The following is a 16,859-nucleotide window of genomic DNA, read 5'->3' as shown; positions in this document are numbered from 1 at the left end:
TTGCCCTACGCTCATGGTTCATGGCCCGCAGCTTAACTAAATTCAAATCATACAACAATCATAAGAAATGGAAAATAACACTTCATTACAACAACAACTCCTGGAGGCCGGCGTACATTTTGGTCACCTGAAAAAGAAGTGGAATCCAAAGATGTTGCCTTACATCTTTGCTGAGAAGAAAGGTATCCACATCATCGACCTGAACAAAACTGTTGATCACCTGCAGGAAGCTGCGGCTGCCATCAAACAGATCGCGAAGAGCGGTAAAAAGATCATGTTCGTGGCTACTAAAAAACAGGCGAAAGAGATCGTTAGCGAATGCGCCAAACGTGTAAACATGCCTTACGCCACAGAACGCTGGTTGGGTGGTATGCTTACCAACTTCAACACCGTTCGCAAGAGCGTTAAGAAAATGCAGAGCATCGAAAAAATGCTCGCTGATGGCAGCGCTGAGAGCCTGACCAAAAAAGAACGCCTTACTTTAACCCGCGATAAAGACAAAATGGAAAAAGTACTGGGCGGTATCGCACAGCTCGGCCGTCTCCCGGCTGCTTTGTTCCTCGTCGACATCGGTCACGAACACATCGCCCTGTCTGAAGCAAAACGTTTGGGTATCACAACTTTTGGTATGGTAGATACCAACAGCGATCCCAACAAAGTTGACTTTGCGATCCCTGCGAACGACGATGCAACAAAATCGATCGCTATCATCACCAACTACATCATCGCTGCAATTGCAGAGGGCTTGACAGAACGCCAGGCTTCTAAAGATGAAGAAGAGTCTGATGACAGCAACAACGAAAACGAAACAAGGGCACGCCGCCTCGAAGCCGAAGCGCAAGCTGAAGCCGCACGTGGTGGCCGCCGCGGTGGTGGTACAAGCGCAGCAGGTGGTCCTGGTGCAGGCGCGCCAAAACGCCGTGTTCCGAGCAACCGTCGCCCTGCAGGTGGTGGTGCGGGTCCTCGCTAGTTTCAAGTCGTACTAATATCTTAATTGGTAACTGGTAATTAATAATTAATAATTTGATCGCAGTAAATCGTGATGCGTTATTAATTATTAATTGCTATTTGCCAATTACCAATTACTAATTATTAATTCCCAATTATAATGAGCACTGTAACAATTACAGCCCAGGATATCAACAAACTGCGCCAGGCTACCGGCGCAGGAATGATGGATTGCAGAAAAGCTTTGACAGAAACCAATGGCGATTTTGAAGCTGCCATTGACTGGTTGCGCAAGCAAGGACAAAAAGTTGCTGCTAAACGCAGCGACCGTGAAGCGAAAGAAGGCGTGATCATCGCGAAAACATCGGCCGACAACAAAGTTGGATTTGTTGTGTGCATCAGTTGTGAAACAGACTTCGTTTCGAAGAATGCGGAGTTTGTTGCATTTGCACAGAGCATCGCCGATGCTGCTGTTGCCAACAACGTGAAAAGCGCGGAAGAACTGAACGAAGTGGTGATCAATGGCGCGAAAGTGTCTGATATGATCAACGACAAACTCGCTGCCATCGGGGAAAAGATCGGCATCGCTAAATTTGAAAGGATCGAAGCGCCATACGTTGCTTCCTACATTCACGGTGCATACCGCATGGGTGTATTGGTAGGAATGACTGCGCCCGCAGAAGAAGCCGGTAAAGACATCGCCATGCAGATCGCAGCGATGAACCCGTTGGCGGTTGATGCAGACAGCATTTCACCGGAAGTGGTAGAAAGAGAAAGAGCGATCGTAGTAGATACCATGAAAGCCGATCCTAAAATGGCCGGCAAACCGGAAGATATGATCGCAAAGATCGCAGAAGGAAAACTCAACGCGTTCTTCAAGGAACAAACCCTCCTCGCACAGGCCTTTGTAAAAGACGGCGGACAAAGCGTGGGCGATTACCTGAAAAGTGTAGGTGCTGACCTGAAGGTTACAGAATTTAAAAGAGTAGCACTGGGATAATAATATTCCGGCTTCTGATATTGAAAAGGGAACGCAAGCGCGTTCCCTTTTTTTAGTGTAAGATCGCGGGGATACATGCCTGTTGACACAGGGGAGCGCTGGCTGATTTCCTATTTCAGATACCCGGCACATCGTATTGCCCGTTTCCGCAAACCTGGTTCTGTTCATTTTTCCTTTCCTTTTGGCAACTCCTTAAAAAATCGTGTTATTTGCATTCAAATCAACCATCCACATGCTCCCTAAATTCAAACGCATCCTGCTTAAATTATCTGGTGAGGCTTTATTGGGCGACCAGCGCAATGGCGACCCGTTCAACCCGCAGATCATCGAACAATATGCCCACGACATCAAACTCGTTACCGATCTTGGTGTACAGGTGGCCATTGTAATTGGCGGCGGTAATATTTACAGGGGTATGAACGAGGCCGACAGCGGCATTGAACGCGCCCATGGCGATTACATGGGTATGCTCGCAACCGTGATCAATGCCATGGCCATGCAGGCGATGCTGGAGAAAATTGGTGTGTATACCCGTCTGCAAAGCGCCATCAACATGGAGCAGGTGGCAGAACCCTATATCCGCCGGAAAGCGCTGCGCCATCTCGAGAAAGGCCGCGTGGTGATCTTTGGCGCCGGAACGGGTAATCCTTATTTCACCACCGATACGGCAGGCTCCCTCCGCGCAATCGAGATGAAAGCCGATGTGATCCTGAAAGGAACACGCGTGGATGGCGTATATACCGCAGACCCGGAGAAAGATCCTTCCGCAACCAAGTTCGAAACCATCAGCTTCCAGGAATGTATTACCCGGAACCTCAAAGTGATGGACATGACCGCCTTTACCCTCTGTATGGAAAATAAACTTCCTATTATTGTATTCGATATGAATAAACCCGGTAACCTGCTCCAGGTGGTTCAGGGATCCAGTGTAGGCACCATGGTGGGCTAGTGGCCCGTTCATAAAAAAAGAAAGACGGTTTTTACCGGTGTTGGTAATTTCAATGCACATGAAAAAAATAGCATTCCTCTTTTCTCTCGCAATTGCCGTTACGGGGTTTTCCCAGGAAAGGGTATTGACATTGACAGAAGCAGTTAACGCTGCACTGAAGAACAGCTACGATATCCAGCTCGTAAAAAACAACCTCGAAGCAAGCAACATCAACAACAGCTACGGCGTTGCCGGTGGATTGCCCGTGGTGAACGGAACCGTTTCTGACCAGGAACAACTTACCACCATCAAACAGGAATACAGCGATGCCTCACGCAACGCCACCCGCAGCAATGTAGGGGCCAACAACCTGACCGTTGGCGTTACCGGAAGCATACTGATCTTTAACGGCTACCGCGTTGTGGCCACCAAGAAAAGGCTCGAAGAACTGGTGCTCCAGAACCAGGAATACATCAAGGCACAGATCCAGAATACGATCGCGGGGGTAATGACCAAGTATTACGACATCGTTCGCCAGCAAAGCCTGCTCAAAACAATTTTATTGTCGATAGATGTTGCTAAAAAAAGGCTCGACATCCTCAACATCCGCCAGGAAGTGGGCCTTGCCAACAACGCAGACACCTACCAGGCCCAACTCGACCTCACCGCCCTCGAACAATCGCTGAAGAGCCAGCAGCTGGTGATCGCGCAGGCAAAAACAGACCTGCTCAACCTTTCTTTCATGAACCCCGATTCGAAGATCGCGGTAAGTGATACGATCATTGTAGACAGGACCATCAACATAGACAGCATACGCAGCAACCTCACCAAAAACCCGTTGCTGGTTGCAGCAGACCGCCAGGTGCGCATTAATGAACTGATCGAAAAAGAAACAGCGGCGCTGCGCTGGCCATCGCTTCGCGGAACAACAGGTTTCAACTTCCAGAGCAGCAAAAGCGCCGCAGGGTTTACTTTGCTGAACCAGAGCTATGGGCCGTTCATCGGGCTGAGCCTTGCCATACCCATTTACAACGGCGGCATCTTCAAGAAACAACAACAGGTAGCGGAGATCAATACAAGAAATGCGGTTCTCCAGAAAGAGACCATCGCACTTACCAACGAAACGGGAATGGTTCGCACGTATCAATCCTACACCAATACACTCTCACAGCTGGAAACAGAACAGAAAAATTACGACCTGGCAACCAAACTGCTCGATCTCGTGCTGCAGAAATTCCAGCTTGGCAATGCAACCATCGTTGACGTAAAAATTGCCCAGCAAACTTTTGAAAACGAAGGCTACCGCCTTGTAAACCTCAACTATGCGGCAAAAGTTGCAGAGATCGAATTGAAGCGCCTCGCCTCGCAGCTCATTTTTTAAGCGGCATTTATTTCTATCTTAGTGTGGCAACCTGCAACAGGGTTGCTGCTTTTTGCCCGGGCAACTGCACGTTGAATCATTCCATAAATCATTCCATGATACAATCCAAACTCCCTGATGTAGGCACCACCATTTTTACGGTGATGAGCGTGCTCGCTGCAGAACACAAAGCGGTAAACCTCGGACAGGGTTTTCCTGATTTCCAGATGAGCGATGCACTTACTTCGCTCGTGGACAAAGCGATGAAGAACGGGTTCAATCAATACACGCACATGAACGGCTATCCTTTGCTGCGCGAAAGATTGTGTGAGAAGGCCCATAAACTGTACAACGCCAGCATCGATCCCGAAACACAGGTTACCGTTACGCCCGGCGGCACCTACGCGATCTATACCTCACTCACAACCGTGTTACGGCCGGGTGATGAAGTGATCGTTTTTGAGCCGGCCTACGACAGCTACATACCCAACATAGAAATAAACGGCGCCACACCGGTTCTGATCCCGCTGCAGTTTCCCGATTATTCCATTCCATGGGATGAAGTGCGCGCGAAAGTGAACGGCAAAACAAAAATGATCATGATCAATACCCCGCACAACCCAACCGGAATGGTGCTGCGCGAACAGGATATTGAACAACTGCGGAGCATTGTGGCCAATACAGGCATCCTCATCCTGAGCGATGAAGTGTACGAACACCTGATCTTCGATAACATACCGCACCAAAGCATGCTCCGCTACCCCGACCTGATGGAAAGGAGTTTCGTGTGTTTCTCTTTCGGAAAAACATACCACTGCACCGGTTGGAAACTCGGTTACTGCATTTCTTCCCCTGCATTGATGAAAGAATTCAGGAAGGTTCACCAGTTCAATTGCTTTTCCTGCGATACGCCCAAACAGGTAGCCGTGGCCGAATACATCCGTAATGAAGAAGCGTATTTAAGCCTTCCTTCTTTTCTGCAGCAGAAAAGGGACCTCTTCCGTGAACTGATGAGCGCCACACCATTTGAGTGCATTCCATCGCACGGAAGTTATTTTGAATGCTATAGTTACAGGAACTTTTCCGATGAACCGGATAAGGACCTCGCCATCCGCCTCACAAAAGAATACGGTATCGCAACCATACCCATGTCTGCCTTCTATAAACATGGCCAGGACAATAAAGTACTGCGTTTTTGTTTCGCAAAAAAAGAAGAAACCTTGCGCAAAGCGGTTGAAAAACTTACAACGCTGCGCTGAACCTGAAAACGGTTCGCCAACCTGGTATGTGAAGAAACAAGCTGAAACAAAAAGACCGGTGTAGAAGATCACCGGTCTTTTTTATACAATGTAAATCGTTGTCTGTATGCCTGGTTCAAATCAGCGCCCTATCTCCATCCATCTCCATCCAATAAATTACCCAATCCGCCGAGTACGCTTCCTTCTTCTCTTCTTGAGGTGGTGGCGTATTGCAGGATCCTTCCGGCCAGGCGGCTGATCGGCAAGGTCTGTATCCATACGGTGCCCGGCCCGGTAAGGTTTGCAAAGAACAATCCTTCTCCGCCGAAGATGGTGTTTTTGATGCCCCCCACAAACTGTATATCATAATCAACGGTTGCTGTAAAACCAACGATACAACCGGTATCAATTTTCAATGTTTCTCCTGCGCGGAGCTCTTTCCTGAGTACATGTCCGCAGGCGTGTAAGAACGCCATACCATCACCTTCCAGTTTTTCCATGATAAACCCTTCTCCACCGAACAAACCTGTACCCAGTCTGCGCTGGAACTCGATGCCTACGCTCACGCCTTTGGCGGCGCAGAGGAAAGCATCTTTCTGGCATATCACTTTGTTGCCCAGTTGCTGGAGGTCTATCGGGATGATCTTACCGGGATAAGGCGAGGCAAAGCTCACATGGCGTTTGCCTGTATCGATGTTCGTGAATGCCGTCATAAACAGGTTTTCACCCACCAGCATTCTTTTACCGGCACTCACCAGCTTGTTCAGGAAGCCGCCTTTCTGCTGGCTGCCATCGCCAAACAGGGTTTCCATGGTAATGCCATCGTCCATCATCATAAACGCGCCCGGTTCTGCAATGGCGGTTTCGTTGGGATCGAGCTCTACTTCAACATACTGCATCTCTTCTCCGAAAATACGGTAGTCTATTTCGTGGTTGCTTATCATGTAGGTTTGTTTTGTGTGAAATTAAGGTTCTTTTTTGTGTATGATTGGTAGCAGGAGAAATGTTTTTATTACATAACCCCCTGTTCAATCTTTATTGATTCCGTTAGGTTTAACGAAACGGTTACAAAACATATCTCTTTACCTGCAGCGAAGTTTCTCCAAAATTCAGGATCAGGCCTACTTTGCAGCCCGAAGTCTTCAAATAATTTAAGGTCTGTGCCACATTTTTTTCTGCGATGCCGTTTTGTGATTTTACTTCAAGGATGACTTTGTCAAAAACGACAAAATCTGCGTGGAACCTGTGTTTCAAAAAAATGTCCTTGTATTTTATTTTGTATTCGTTCTCCCGGGAAAAAGGTATGCCTCGTTGGTGTAATTCATATTCAAAAGCGTCTTTGTAAACGATTTCCAGGAAGCCTGTGCCCAATATCCTGTGGATTTCGAAGGCGATTCCGATTAGGGTTTTGGTTTCGTGTTCGAGGGGGAAACCGTGGTTTGGAGTTGCTGACATATTCATTTTTTTAATTGCCACAGATTACACAGATTTTCACAGAGAGGGGCGGTATAAATACTCAGTGTTTTCCTTTCCGTGTAAATCCGTGTAATCTGTGGCAACAAAAAAAGCCGCCCCACAAAACGGGGCGGCCCTGAAATATAAAACCCAAAATTCAACTGTCTATTTTCTTACCGGGCTGTCTTTCATTTTTCCCAGCCAAACTTTCTTGCCCTGTATGGCTCTCACGAGATACATGATGCCCACGGTGATGAAGAAGAACGGCCCGAGGAAGCCTAACAGCGCCACGTATTTGGTTCCGTAGAATTTCTCCATCGGCCTTCTCAGTCGTTCACTGATGAGGTACATACTTGGCACCATCACCAATGTTAAGAAGAAGGCGAAGACCAATCCGAAGATGATCGTCCAGCTCAATGGACCCCAGAACACAACGCTGTCTCCACCGAAGAAGATGTGCGGGTTGCCGGTCTGGAACAACGATACGAAGTTGATGTTGAAACCCACTGCGAGCGGTAACAATCCAAGCATTGTTGCCAGTGCTGTAAGCATTACCGGGATGATACGGATCTTACCCGCTTCAATCGCCGCTGCCCTTGTTCTGTAACCGCGACCGCGCAACTCATCCGTGAATTCGATGAGGAGGATACCGTTTTTGATTACGATACCCGCAAGGCCGATGATACCAACGCCCACCATGATCATCGCCATCGACATACCCGTTACTGCATAACCGATGAATACACCGATGATGGAGAAGAAGATCTCCGTTAACACGATGAACGGTTTACTGAGGCTGTTGAACTGCAACACGAGCAACAGGAAGATGATCAGCAAAGCGGTGATCAACGAGGTTCCGAGGAAGCTCATCGTTTCAGCCTGCTGTTCGCTCTCACCGGTTTGTTTGATGGTAACATCTGCAGGGATCTTCGTTTTCGTTTTGAATTCTGCGATCTTGCTGGCAAGCGCCGCATTCACAGGCCCCACCAGGGATGGGTCGGTTACATCAGACTGGATCTGTATCGTACGTTTTACATTTTTGCGTTTGATACCGCCCGATGTATTCGTGTAATCAACCGTTGCCACTGCATTCAGCGGAACCTGTTTGATGCCCATGGTAGCCATGTCGCGGAAGGTCAAACGCATGTTCATCAGGTCGGCGATGTTGTTGCGTTGCAGCATGTCGTAGCGGATCTGGATCTTGTATTCGTCCTCACCATCTTTCAGCTTGCTGGCTTCTTTACCAAACACCGCGGAACGTATTTCCATACCGATCTGTGCAGTGCTGATGCCTTCGCGCAGCGCACGTTCGCGATCGATGTTGATGGTGATCTCGGGGTTCTGAAGATCAACATCCATTTTCAAACCATCGATACCTGCAATGCGGTTTGTATCAAGGTGGTTCTGCAGGTCATACGCCACTTTCGCAATCTCGTCAAAATTATCGCCCGAGATCTCGATGTTTACCGGTGGATCTGTTGGCGGGCCACCATCTTCCTGTCCAACCTCTATCACCGCACCCGGAATGCCATTCATCTGCGAACGGATCTCTTCCATGATCGGCGCTGTTGATTTACCGTTTCGTTTTTCATATTCAACGAACGATACCTGTATCCTGCCTAAATTACTTTGAGTGCTCCTGTTGTTATCCCTTGGGTTGTTGGCGCTCACCGCCACGTTCGTGATCACACTCTCCACAATAGAACCTGGTGTGCCCGGTTTTTCTTTTGCGAGGATCTTGTGCACGCGTTCTTCCAGTACCCTTGTTACAGAATCTGTTGTTGCTGTTTTTGTACCGATCGGCATTTTCAGGTACACATATACAAAATGCGGGTCGCCGCTCGGGAAGAATGGTTTCGGGTTGTTACGCACAACGAGCATGATCAACGAGATCGGGAACAGGAGGAACAGCCACAGCATCAAACGCGCCGGCCTTTTTCCTTTCAATACCCAGTGCAGTAATTTTTCGTAACGGTTCATCAGTCCAGGTAAAATCCTTTCCTGGAACACATGGATGATGCCACGCAACACATAACGGTTCAGGATCATCAGCAGCGCCATCGTTAAAAGGAAGTTCCCCAAACCATGAAACCCTGCAAGGTTCAACAGCAAACCGAATGCGATCACCGTCCAGAACAAAGGCTTTTTGAAGATCAGGCTTTTCTTCTCTTCGTATTCCCTTCCTTCCGGATGCATAAAGCTTACGGCAAATACGGGGTTCATGATAAACGCTACGATCAACGATGCTGCAAGGGTAAGGATCAGCATGGTAGGGAGATAGATCATGAACTTACCGATCAACCCCTTCCACAACAGCAACGGGAAGAACGGCGCGAGTGTGGTTAATGTTCCCACCAATACCGGGACAAAGACCTCGCCCGCCGCTTCTTTTGCTGCACGCTGCACTTTTACTTTTCCATTGTTATAGATACGGTGCGTATTCTCGATCACCACGATCGCATCATCCACGATGATTCCCAAACCAAACAGCAAGGCGAAGAGTACGATGAAGTTCAAGGTTACGTGCGTACCCACGATCCCATCTGCGATTGGTAAGAACATAAACGCCACAAACACGCTCAACGGTACGCTCAGCGCCACAAAGAAGGCGTTGGTAACACCCATGAAGAACATCAATACAACCAATACCAATATAAAACCGATGATGATGGTATTTACCAGGTCGTTGAAAGATGTTTTGGTCTGCACGCTTTGGTCGCCCGTAATTACCACGTTCAGGTTTGGCGGCAGTTCTTTTTTCTCTTTCATGTCTGCAATGATGGCCTGTACTTTCTCAGAAGTTTCGATCAGGTTCTCTCCACTGCGTTTTACGATGTTAAGGGTAACCACATTCTTTCCATCGAGACGTGCATAGTTCTCTGTTTCTTTAACGGTGTCTACGATGTTTGCGATATCACGCAGGTAAATGGGCGCGCCATTCGGGTTTCTTACAACGATGTTCTGCATATCCAGTGCAGTATTGAACTGCCCTTTTACGCGGATCGTTCTCTTCATTTCGCCCACTTCGACCAGGCCACCGCTGATGTCGCGGTTCTCGTAGCTGATGGCGTTGGAGATATCGGTGAACGATAATTTTGCGGCCTGCATTTTAAACGGATCCACGTTGATCTGGATCTCTCTCTCCGGCGCACCTACAATATCTGCACGGTTCACCTCGGTGAGTTCTTCAAAACGGTCCTGCATTTTATCTGCGTATCGCTTCAGCGTCATTCCGTCAAATTCTCCGCTTACGTTCACATACATGATCGGCATTTCGCTGAAATCGAATTCCTGTACATTGGGCAGTTGGGTCAGGTCTGTAGGAAGATCGGTCTGCGCCTTATCGAGCGCGTCCTTTACTTTCTGTTTGGCCACTTCGGTCTTTACATCCGTATCAAACTCAACGATGATCAATGAGAAATCCTGTTGTGAAGTAGACTGGATCTTGTTCACCTTCGCGCCGCTGATCCCTTTTAATTGTTTTTCGATGGGCCTTGTAACAAGGTTCTCCATGTCTTTGGGAGAGGTACCGAAATACACGGTGCTTACACTGATCGTAGGCACCACGATATCAGGGAACTGCTCTTTTGGCAACGTATTGAACTTGGTAAGCCCGTACAACGATATCAATATCGTAATGATATAAATCGCCGTCTTATTATCAACAGCCCAGCTTGTTGGCTTGAACTGTTTGAATTTTTTGGCTATGCCTTCTATGAATTGATGCATATGGATTAATTAATAATTAGTAATTGATAATTAATAATCAAGAATCAGCAGTTAGTAATTGGCGAAAATGTAGGAACCTCGTAATTACTAATTACTAATCATTCATTACTAATTTATTTTTTATTGTCTGTCTTCAACAACTGGCCGTCGTAAATATTCTGGTAACCATCGTTGATGAGCTGGTCGCCTGCTGCGAGGCCGCTTTTCACTTCGATCTTGTCGCCGTACAATTCTCCCACAACGATCTGTTTTTTGCGTGCCACCATTTTACCGCCTTCGTTCACTGCTACGTAAACGTATTTGCCTTTCTCATCTGTGGCAACGGTGTTCACCGGTACCGCGATTGCGCTTGGTGCATTGTAGTCAAGGATCTTCACCTGAGCGATCTGGTTCGGGCGGATCGCCGCATCTTTCGGAAGCTTTCCTTCTACGCGGAACGAACGGCTGTTCGGGTCGATCACTTTCCCTGAAATGTTCACGGTTGAATTGAAGGTTTTGTTCACATCCGGCAGGTTTACGATGAGCGTTGAGCCCTGTCTTACTTTACCGCTGTAATTTTCAGGGATATCGGTAACCACTTTCAGGTTGCTTGTATTCACGATCTTGATCTGCGGCAGGTTGCCTGAAAAACCGGTGAACATTTCGCCCACCCTTACATTCACTTCGTCGGCAATACCATCTACATCGCTGTAAACATTTGCACCGCTCTGCTGCTCCTGCTGTACCTTGATGTTTTCGTTGGCGGCAGCAAGTTGTTTTTCGAGCGACTCAACATTTGTTCTTGCAGTGATCAGTTCGATCTCTGTGCCGATACCCTGTTTCCACAAATTGTTTCTCCTGTTGTAAACATCCTTCGCAAGTGTCAATTGTGTTTTGATGGTTTCTGTGCTTTGTTTAGAAGCCGCCACCTGTTGCTTTACGATCGCATCGTCCAGTTTCAAAAGCAACTGGCCTTTTTTCACGTAGTCACCTCTCTTCACATATACCGCGCGAACCTGTCCGCCGCCCAGGCGTGGTGAGATGTAGGAAATGTCTTCGGCTTCCACACGGCCCTGGAGGTCGATGTAGTGCGAGAAGTTCTGCAGCGCCACGGGCTCTGTGCCTACGAGTTTGGCCACATCTTCTTTAACCGCGGATGTATCGAGCTTCGCGATCTCTTTTTCAAGCGCCTTGATCTTGTCGTCGTTGGCAGCCTGTTCTTTTTTCAGTTTCTCCAGTTCGGCTTTCTTACCGGCGAGTGAATTATCTCCGCCCTTGTTACCGCACGATGCGAGGGTAAGTGTGGCCGCGATAAAAAGCACGTTTATGATCTTTTGCATATACTGAGTTTTAAGAGTGTTTTGTTTTGGTGATTATAATTTTCCGGTGGCCTTTAAATAATCCACTTTCGCGATAATGGCGCTGTACAACGAATTGATGTAATTGGTCTGCGCCGTTACCAGGTCTGTCTGCGCCGCGGTGATCTCTGTGTTCGATCCCGTACCCGCTTCAAATTTCTTCTTGGTCTGGTTGTATACGGTTTCGGCGAGCTGCATGTTTTTCTTCTGGAAATCCATGGTTGCCATTGCAGATTTGAAGCTGATCTTCGCCGCTTCCACATCGTTGTCGATAGAAAGTTTCAGGTTATCGATCTGGTTCTCCGTCTGCTTCAACTCAATCCTCGAGCGTTTGATGCGTGCATTTCTCGCAAAACCATCAAAGATGGGCACCGATAAATTCAAACCAATGAACGATGTGGTGAACCATTGCCCGCCTTTCGCAAAGAAATCAAACGTATTGCGCTGTGCATTCTTTGCATAGTTACCTGTGAGCGATAAAGTTGGGATATAACTCAACTGGTAACGTTTGATGTTGAACTCATTCAGTTTTTTGTTGAGCGATAACAGCTGGAACTCTTTCCTGTCTGCATAATTATAGGCAGTATCATTTGAAAAATCTTCCCTGATCTGCTGCTCGTCTATTTTATCAACCAGTACCAATGAATCCTTCACCGGCATCCCGATCAGTGTTTTCAGGCCAAGATAGCCGATGCTGATGCTGTTCTGCGCCTTCAATTTTTCAGTACGCAGGTTGGCGAGCTGAACGGATACTTTGTCGATGTCCAGTTTTTCTGCAAAACCGTTCTTGAACAGTTCTGTTGCATCGTGTTCCAGTTTTTCAAGGCGTGCAATGTTTGCATCCAGCAGGTCGATCTGCGTTTTGCTCACCACCAGCTGGTAATAGATCTTGTAGATGTTTGTTTTGATGGCCTCTTCCGTTACTTCCGCATTTTTTGTTTGAAAGTCGATGGAAGTTTTCCTGGCCTGCAAACCCACAAATACCTGCCCGTCGAACAAGGTCTGCTGCAGCTGTACGCTGGCAGTAGAATTGTATTTTGTACCAAACTGAACGGGGATATAGGTTCCCGCCGGCTGGCCAAACACTTCACCCGGGATGAGCGAGGTAGGGATGTCTATGTATTTTGTCAAGTTCGCGCTTCCCGTAATATTCGGTAAAGCCTGTGCCGTGATCTCACGGTTGGTCTGCTTCTGGCTCTCTATCGCCAGCAAAGCATTCTTCACCTGCACATTGTGTGCATGTGCATACTCAACAGCCTGCTGAATAGTAAACTCATGCGTTGTACGTTGCTGCGCGGTAACCGAAAGCGTTACCAGCAACATGCACAACAGCGATGCTATTCGTGTTGATTGCTTTTTCTTCATAGGGTTGTGGTTTTTAGTCTTTGTTGCTTGTATTTCTGTATCAATTTCTGGCCTTTAACAGAGGCCAGTCCGTATAAAAAATTATCTGTGATCTCCGAAACCAATGTGCTTGTCGAATGCTTCGAATTCGGAAAGTTCTCGGGGTTAAAGATCAGGAACACCGAGGCCAGCCTGAATCTTGCCATTACATCCGACATCACCTCGTCGCGGTACAAACCTTCCCTTTTCCCCCAATCAATGTTTTCCCTGATGAGGGTATATAAAAAAGAATTTTTGTGTTCATTGTATTTTTTAAAAGCGGCCGGATGGTATTTTTCAAGGTCAAAGATCAGCGCCGGGTTCATGTGGGTAAGCAGTTCAAGCAGCATATCCGTAGCCATGAAGATCTCGTGAATGGCGTTCTCGCTGCGTTGGCGGTGCATTTTACACTCTACCTGTTTTTCGTTCACTTCAATATTGATCACATCCGCAACCAATGCATCCTTATCCGCATAAAACTGGTAAATCGTTTTTTTACTCATGCCGAGATGATTGGCCACCTCATCCATGCTCACGCTCCGTATGCCATACCGCATAAACAGCTCATGGGCCTTGCTCACTATTCGTTCCTGTGGTTCCATAATTTTCATAATCGGCGGCAAAACTAGGGAAACTTTATTCGTAACCAAAGTTTCCATGGTTTTTTTTGTAATATTTTTGTGTTGAATGGTTTTTAGGGCGGATGAGTGATTTTTTGGCTTTTTACGTTTTCAATCGTTGACGAATGAGTTACTTTCATATTGTCTGCCAGGCCATTAATTTCTTTTCACCCTGTATAAACCGCCCAAACACAAGCCAACTGCCAATAGGTAACGGCTAAAAGCTATCTTTGCACCATGGACCCGCTCAAACCAAAATTGACCCTACGCGCCTACCTGAAAAGACTGCTCCAGTATTTTTTCCAGGGTTTGATCGTGCTTGCGCCCATTGGGATCACCATCTGGGTTGTGTTGGGCCTTTTTAATTTTGTAGATGGCATTCTTCCCAACATTGTTCATACCGTAGCGCCCGATTACCTGTCGAAAGACGCAACGGGCCGTTTTCCCGGGCTCGGTTTTGTTGTTGTGATCGCGCTTGTATTGCTGGTAGGATGGATGTCGTCCTTATTTGTGGGTGTCCGCCTCGTAGCCGTTCTCGATTCGCTGCTGGAGCGAACACCGGGCATCAAGTTCATCTACTCCTCTGTAAAGGATTTTCTCGAGGCCTTTGCCGGTAACAAAAAGAAATTCGACAAACCCGTTCTCGTAAATGTAGATTCTGCCGATGTATGGCGCATCGGGTTCATCACGCAACCCAACGCACACGAGTTCGGCCTGCCCGAACACGTAACGGTATATGTGCCACATTCCTACGCCATCTCGGGCATTACTTACATTGTGCCCCGCGACCGCATCAAACCCCTCAACAACATCAGCGCCGCCGAAGCCATGAAGTACACGGTATCCGGCGGTGTAACAGACGTGAGCGAATAATCCTGTCATCCCCGCAAATCATCCCGATTTTTTTCCGGTTTAGTTGCCATGGATTTTATTGGTAAAATAAATCGCCCGCTCAATCGTCAACCCTAAAAGCTAACGCTCAATAGCTTGACGGCTAACAGCGAATTCGGCCGTTTAAAAAATCAACGGCGCATCTGTAAACCAAAATGCTCTTACTTTGCGCCTTCAATCAATCTTATGAGTGTCCATAATTTCAATTCGGGCCCGTCTATCCTGCCAAAAACGGTAATGGAAGAGGCTTCCCGCGCGATCATCGATTTTAATGGAACGGGTTTGTCGGTACTCGAGATCGGCCACCGCACCCCGCTGTTCCAGGATGTTTTGCAGGAAGCCATCGGCTCGGTAAAAAAATTAATGGAACTCGACGATGCCTACGAGGTGCTCTTCCTCCACGGCGGCGCCACCACGCAGTTCATGCAGGTGCCGATGAATTTACTGGACAACAACGAAACGGCGGCCTATTGCGACAATGGCATCTGGGGTAAGAAAGCAGCGAAGGAAGCTTCGTTGTTCGGTAACGTGAATGTAGTGGCCGATACATCAGACAGGTCGCATACATATATAAAGAAGGACTTTGCGGTTCCTGCCGATGCAAAATATTTACACATCACCACGAACAATACAGTGGAAGGAACACAATGGCACCAATACCCGGAAGTTGCCGTTCCACTGATCGGCGACATGAGCAGCGATATTTTCAGCAGGCCGGCCGACTTTAAAAAATTCTCACTTATCTATGCCGGCGCACAAAAGAACATGGGCGCAGCGGGTGTGAACATGGTGGTGGTAAAGAAAGACATCCTGGGAACCATCAAACGCAGCATCCCAACCATAATGGACTACCGCAAACACATTGAAGCGGGCTCGTTGATGAACACACCACCGGTTTTTGCCGTATACGTGAGCATGTTAACCCTTCGCTGGATCATCGCCGAAGGCGGATTGAAAGAAATGGAGCAACGCAGCAATGCAAAATCAGCTCTCTTATATAATACCATCGATAGCTTGCCCGTGTTTACATCACGCATCGCGAAGGAAGACCGCAGCCAGACCAACGCCGTATTTTTTCTCAGTGACCCCCAACTGGAAGCGCCGTTCCTGGATCTGTGTAAAAAAGAAGGAATGGTTGGCGTAAAAGGCTACCGCACCATCGGAGGCGTTCGCGTTAGCATGTACAACGCCTTACCGATCAGCAGCGTGCAGGCCTTCTGCGACCTGATGAAAGAATTTGCAACCAAAAACGGTTAAAATTGTTAAAACAGTGGCCACGCATCTGTTTTGACCTAATTTTGGACCAAAATACGAATTTGGTCGAAAAATATGATACCAACAAAAGACGATATAGTTAAAGACGACATACTGAAGGAAGCCCAAAAACTCTTTCAGCAGTTCGGCATCAGGAAAACAACCATGGAAGACATCGCCAGGGCGATGGGTAAGGGCAAGAGTACGTTGTATTATTATTTCTCCAGCAAAGAAGAGATTTTTGACGCGGTGGTGATCAAGGAAATGGATGAGGTGTTTGACCGTGTAAGACAGGCAGTGGAAAAAGCGGAAAGCGCCGAAGACAAACTGAGAGCGTACACCCTTACAAAAATCAGGGCCGTACAGAAACGCGCAAACTTATACAAGATCGTTAAGGGCGAGATACAGGAAGGCCTGCGTTGCATGAAGCACATCCACACAGAATACGATGCGCAGGAAGTGAAGCTGGTAAAGAACATCCTTCGCTTTGGCGTAAAGAACGGCGAGTTCAGCAAAGCGGTAGCGAAAGAAATGGACCTGCTGCCTTCGGTGATCGTGAGTTCGCTCCGCGGGCTGGAAAGAGATATGGTGATAGATGCACGTTATGTAAAACTGGAACCGAGGCTCGACTCCATTGTTTCGATACTGATCAAAGGGTTAAGCAGCAATTAATATTCAAATAACATTATACCACACGAGGGGAGCAAACAAAAAAT

At 47.6% G+C, this 16,859-nt stretch carries 14 protein-coding genes; 8 read left to right on the top strand and 6 right to left on the bottom strand.

The genetic code is table 11. The annotated features are described in order from the left end of the window. The first annotated feature begins 67 nt into the window (after window positions 1-67). The 5 genes from rpsB to GWC95_RS18295 all read left to right on the top strand — a co-directional run bounded on the left by rpsB (window position 68) and on the right by GWC95_RS18295 (window position 5,495). Window positions 68-970: a 30S ribosomal protein S2 gene (gene rpsB / locus GWC95_RS18315; RefSeq protein ID WP_161820155.1), complete on the top strand. Its 903-nt coding sequence runs from the start codon at window positions 68-70 to the stop codon at window positions 968-970. A gap of 138 nt (window positions 971-1,108) precedes the next feature. Then, the gene (gene tsf, locus GWC95_RS18310) at window positions 1,109-1,948 is read left to right on the top strand and encodes a translation elongation factor Ts (protein WP_161820154.1); all 840 of its coding nucleotides are present in this window, start codon (window positions 1,109-1,111) and stop codon (window positions 1,946-1,948) included. 232 nt (window positions 1,949-2,180) lie between these two features. Further along, window positions 2,181-2,897, top strand: coding sequence for a UMP kinase (pyrH, locus tag GWC95_RS18305; RefSeq protein ID WP_161820153.1), 717 nt, complete (start codon window positions 2,181-2,183; stop codon window positions 2,895-2,897). A gap of 58 nt (window positions 2,898-2,955) precedes the next feature. After that, window positions 2,956-4,257: a TolC family protein gene (locus GWC95_RS18300; RefSeq protein WP_161820152.1), complete on the top strand. Its 1,302-nt coding sequence runs from the start codon at window positions 2,956-2,958 to the stop codon at window positions 4,255-4,257. A 95-nt stretch (window positions 4,258-4,352) separates the two neighbouring features. Continuing rightward, window positions 4,353-5,495: a methionine aminotransferase gene (locus GWC95_RS18295; RefSeq protein WP_161820151.1), complete on the top strand. Its 1,143-nt coding sequence runs from the start codon at window positions 4,353-4,355 to the stop codon at window positions 5,493-5,495. A 128-nt stretch (window positions 5,496-5,623) separates the two neighbouring features. Here the strand turns inward: GWC95_RS18295 and GWC95_RS18290 are convergent, their stop codons facing one another. The 6 genes from GWC95_RS18290 to GWC95_RS18265 all read right to left on the bottom strand — a co-directional run bounded on the left by GWC95_RS18290 (window position 5,624) and on the right by GWC95_RS18265 (window position 13,980). Beyond that, window positions 5,624-6,418, bottom strand: a complete 795-nt coding sequence (locus GWC95_RS18290; protein WP_161820150.1) for a TIGR00266 family protein — start codon at window positions 6,416-6,418, stop codon at window positions 5,624-5,626. Window positions 6,419-6,539: 121 nt separating this feature from the next. Beyond that, on the bottom strand, window positions 6,540-6,950 hold the full coding sequence (locus GWC95_RS18285; RefSeq protein WP_317164130.1) for a GxxExxY protein: 411 nt from the start codon (window positions 6,948-6,950) through the stop codon (window positions 6,540-6,542). A 144-nt stretch (window positions 6,951-7,094) separates the two neighbouring features. Continuing rightward, window positions 7,095-10,658 carry an efflux RND transporter permease subunit gene (locus GWC95_RS18280; protein WP_161820149.1) on the bottom strand — a complete coding sequence of 1,188 codons (3,564 nt, stop codon included), beginning with the start codon at window positions 10,656-10,658 and terminating at the stop codon, window positions 7,095-7,097. A gap of 113 nt (window positions 10,659-10,771) precedes the next feature. Next, window positions 10,772-11,977 (bottom strand): efflux RND transporter periplasmic adaptor subunit, encoded by a 1,206-nt coding sequence (locus GWC95_RS18275; RefSeq protein WP_161820148.1) that lies wholly within the window; start codon window positions 11,975-11,977, stop codon window positions 10,772-10,774. 33 nt (window positions 11,978-12,010) lie between these two features. After that, window positions 12,011-13,360 (bottom strand): TolC family protein, encoded by a 1,350-nt coding sequence (locus GWC95_RS18270; RefSeq protein ID WP_161820147.1) that lies wholly within the window; start codon window positions 13,358-13,360, stop codon window positions 12,011-12,013. Beyond that, complete coding sequence (locus GWC95_RS18265) at window positions 13,357-13,980, bottom strand: TetR/AcrR family transcriptional regulator (protein ID WP_161820146.1); 624 nt, start codon at window positions 13,978-13,980, stop codon at window positions 13,357-13,359. The genes GWC95_RS18270 and GWC95_RS18265 overlap by 4 nt, the downstream gene beginning before the upstream one ends. A 255-nt stretch (window positions 13,981-14,235) precedes the next feature. Here GWC95_RS18265 and GWC95_RS18260 point away from each other — a divergent pair, with 255 nt between their 5' ends. From GWC95_RS18260 to GWC95_RS18250, 3 genes are all read left to right on the top strand, one after another. After that, on the top strand, window positions 14,236-14,871 hold the full coding sequence (locus GWC95_RS18260; RefSeq protein ID WP_161820145.1) for a DUF502 domain-containing protein: 636 nt from the start codon (window positions 14,236-14,238) through the stop codon (window positions 14,869-14,871). A gap of 204 nt (window positions 14,872-15,075) precedes the next feature. Then, a complete protein-coding gene (gene serC, locus GWC95_RS18255; RefSeq protein ID WP_161820144.1) occupies window positions 15,076-16,146 on the top strand; it encodes a 3-phosphoserine/phosphohydroxythreonine transaminase in 1,071 nt (356 codons plus the stop codon). Window positions 16,147-16,218: 72 nt separating this feature from the next. Beyond that, a complete protein-coding gene (locus tag GWC95_RS18250) occupies window positions 16,219-16,815 on the top strand; it encodes a TetR/AcrR family transcriptional regulator (protein ID WP_161820143.1) in 597 nt (198 codons plus the stop codon). Window positions 16,816-16,859: the final 44 nt, after the last annotated feature.

The organism is Sediminibacterium roseum (assembly GCF_009939005.1).
GTDB lineage: Bacteria > Bacteroidota > Bacteroidia > Chitinophagales > Chitinophagaceae > Sediminibacterium > Sediminibacterium roseum.
The sequence above is the reverse complement of the archived record's forward strand: the minus strand, read 5'-3'. Positions and strand labels throughout refer to the sequence as shown.

Coding starts and splice junctions, on each gene's coding strand:
- pyrH (WP_161820153.1), top strand. CDS start 2,181: ATGCTCCCTAAATTCAAACGCATCCTGCTTAAATTATCTGGTGAGGCT.
- GWC95_RS18295 (WP_161820151.1), top strand. CDS start 4,353: ATGATACAATCCAAACTCCCTGATGTAGGCACCACCATTTTTACGGTG.
- GWC95_RS18290 (WP_161820150.1), bottom strand. CDS start 6,418: ATGATAAGCAACCACGAAATAGACTACCGTATTTTCGGAGAAGAGATG.
- GWC95_RS18280 (WP_161820149.1), bottom strand. CDS start 10,658: ATGCATCAATTCATAGAAGGCATAGCCAAAAAATTCAAACAGTTCAAG.
- GWC95_RS18275 (WP_161820148.1), bottom strand. CDS start 11,977: ATGCAAAAGATCATAAACGTGCTTTTTATCGCGGCCACACTTACCCTC.
- tsf (WP_161820154.1), top strand. CDS start 1,109: ATGAGCACTGTAACAATTACAGCCCAGGATATCAACAAACTGCGCCAG.
- GWC95_RS18270 (WP_161820147.1), bottom strand. CDS start 13,360: ATGAAGAAAAAGCAATCAACACGAATAGCATCGCTGTTGTGCATGTTG.
- GWC95_RS18260 (WP_161820145.1), top strand. CDS start 14,236: ATGGACCCGCTCAAACCAAAATTGACCCTACGCGCCTACCTGAAAAGA.
- rpsB (WP_161820155.1), top strand. CDS start 68: ATGGAAAATAACACTTCATTACAACAACAACTCCTGGAGGCCGGCGTA.
- serC (WP_161820144.1), top strand. CDS start 15,076: ATGAGTGTCCATAATTTCAATTCGGGCCCGTCTATCCTGCCAAAAACG.
- GWC95_RS18300 (WP_161820152.1), top strand. CDS start 2,956: ATGAAAAAAATAGCATTCCTCTTTTCTCTCGCAATTGCCGTTACGGGG.
- GWC95_RS18250 (WP_161820143.1), top strand. CDS start 16,219: ATGATACCAACAAAAGACGATATAGTTAAAGACGACATACTGAAGGAA.
- GWC95_RS18265 (WP_161820146.1), bottom strand. CDS start 13,980: ATGGAACCACAGGAACGAATAGTGAGCAAGGCCCATGAGCTGTTTATG.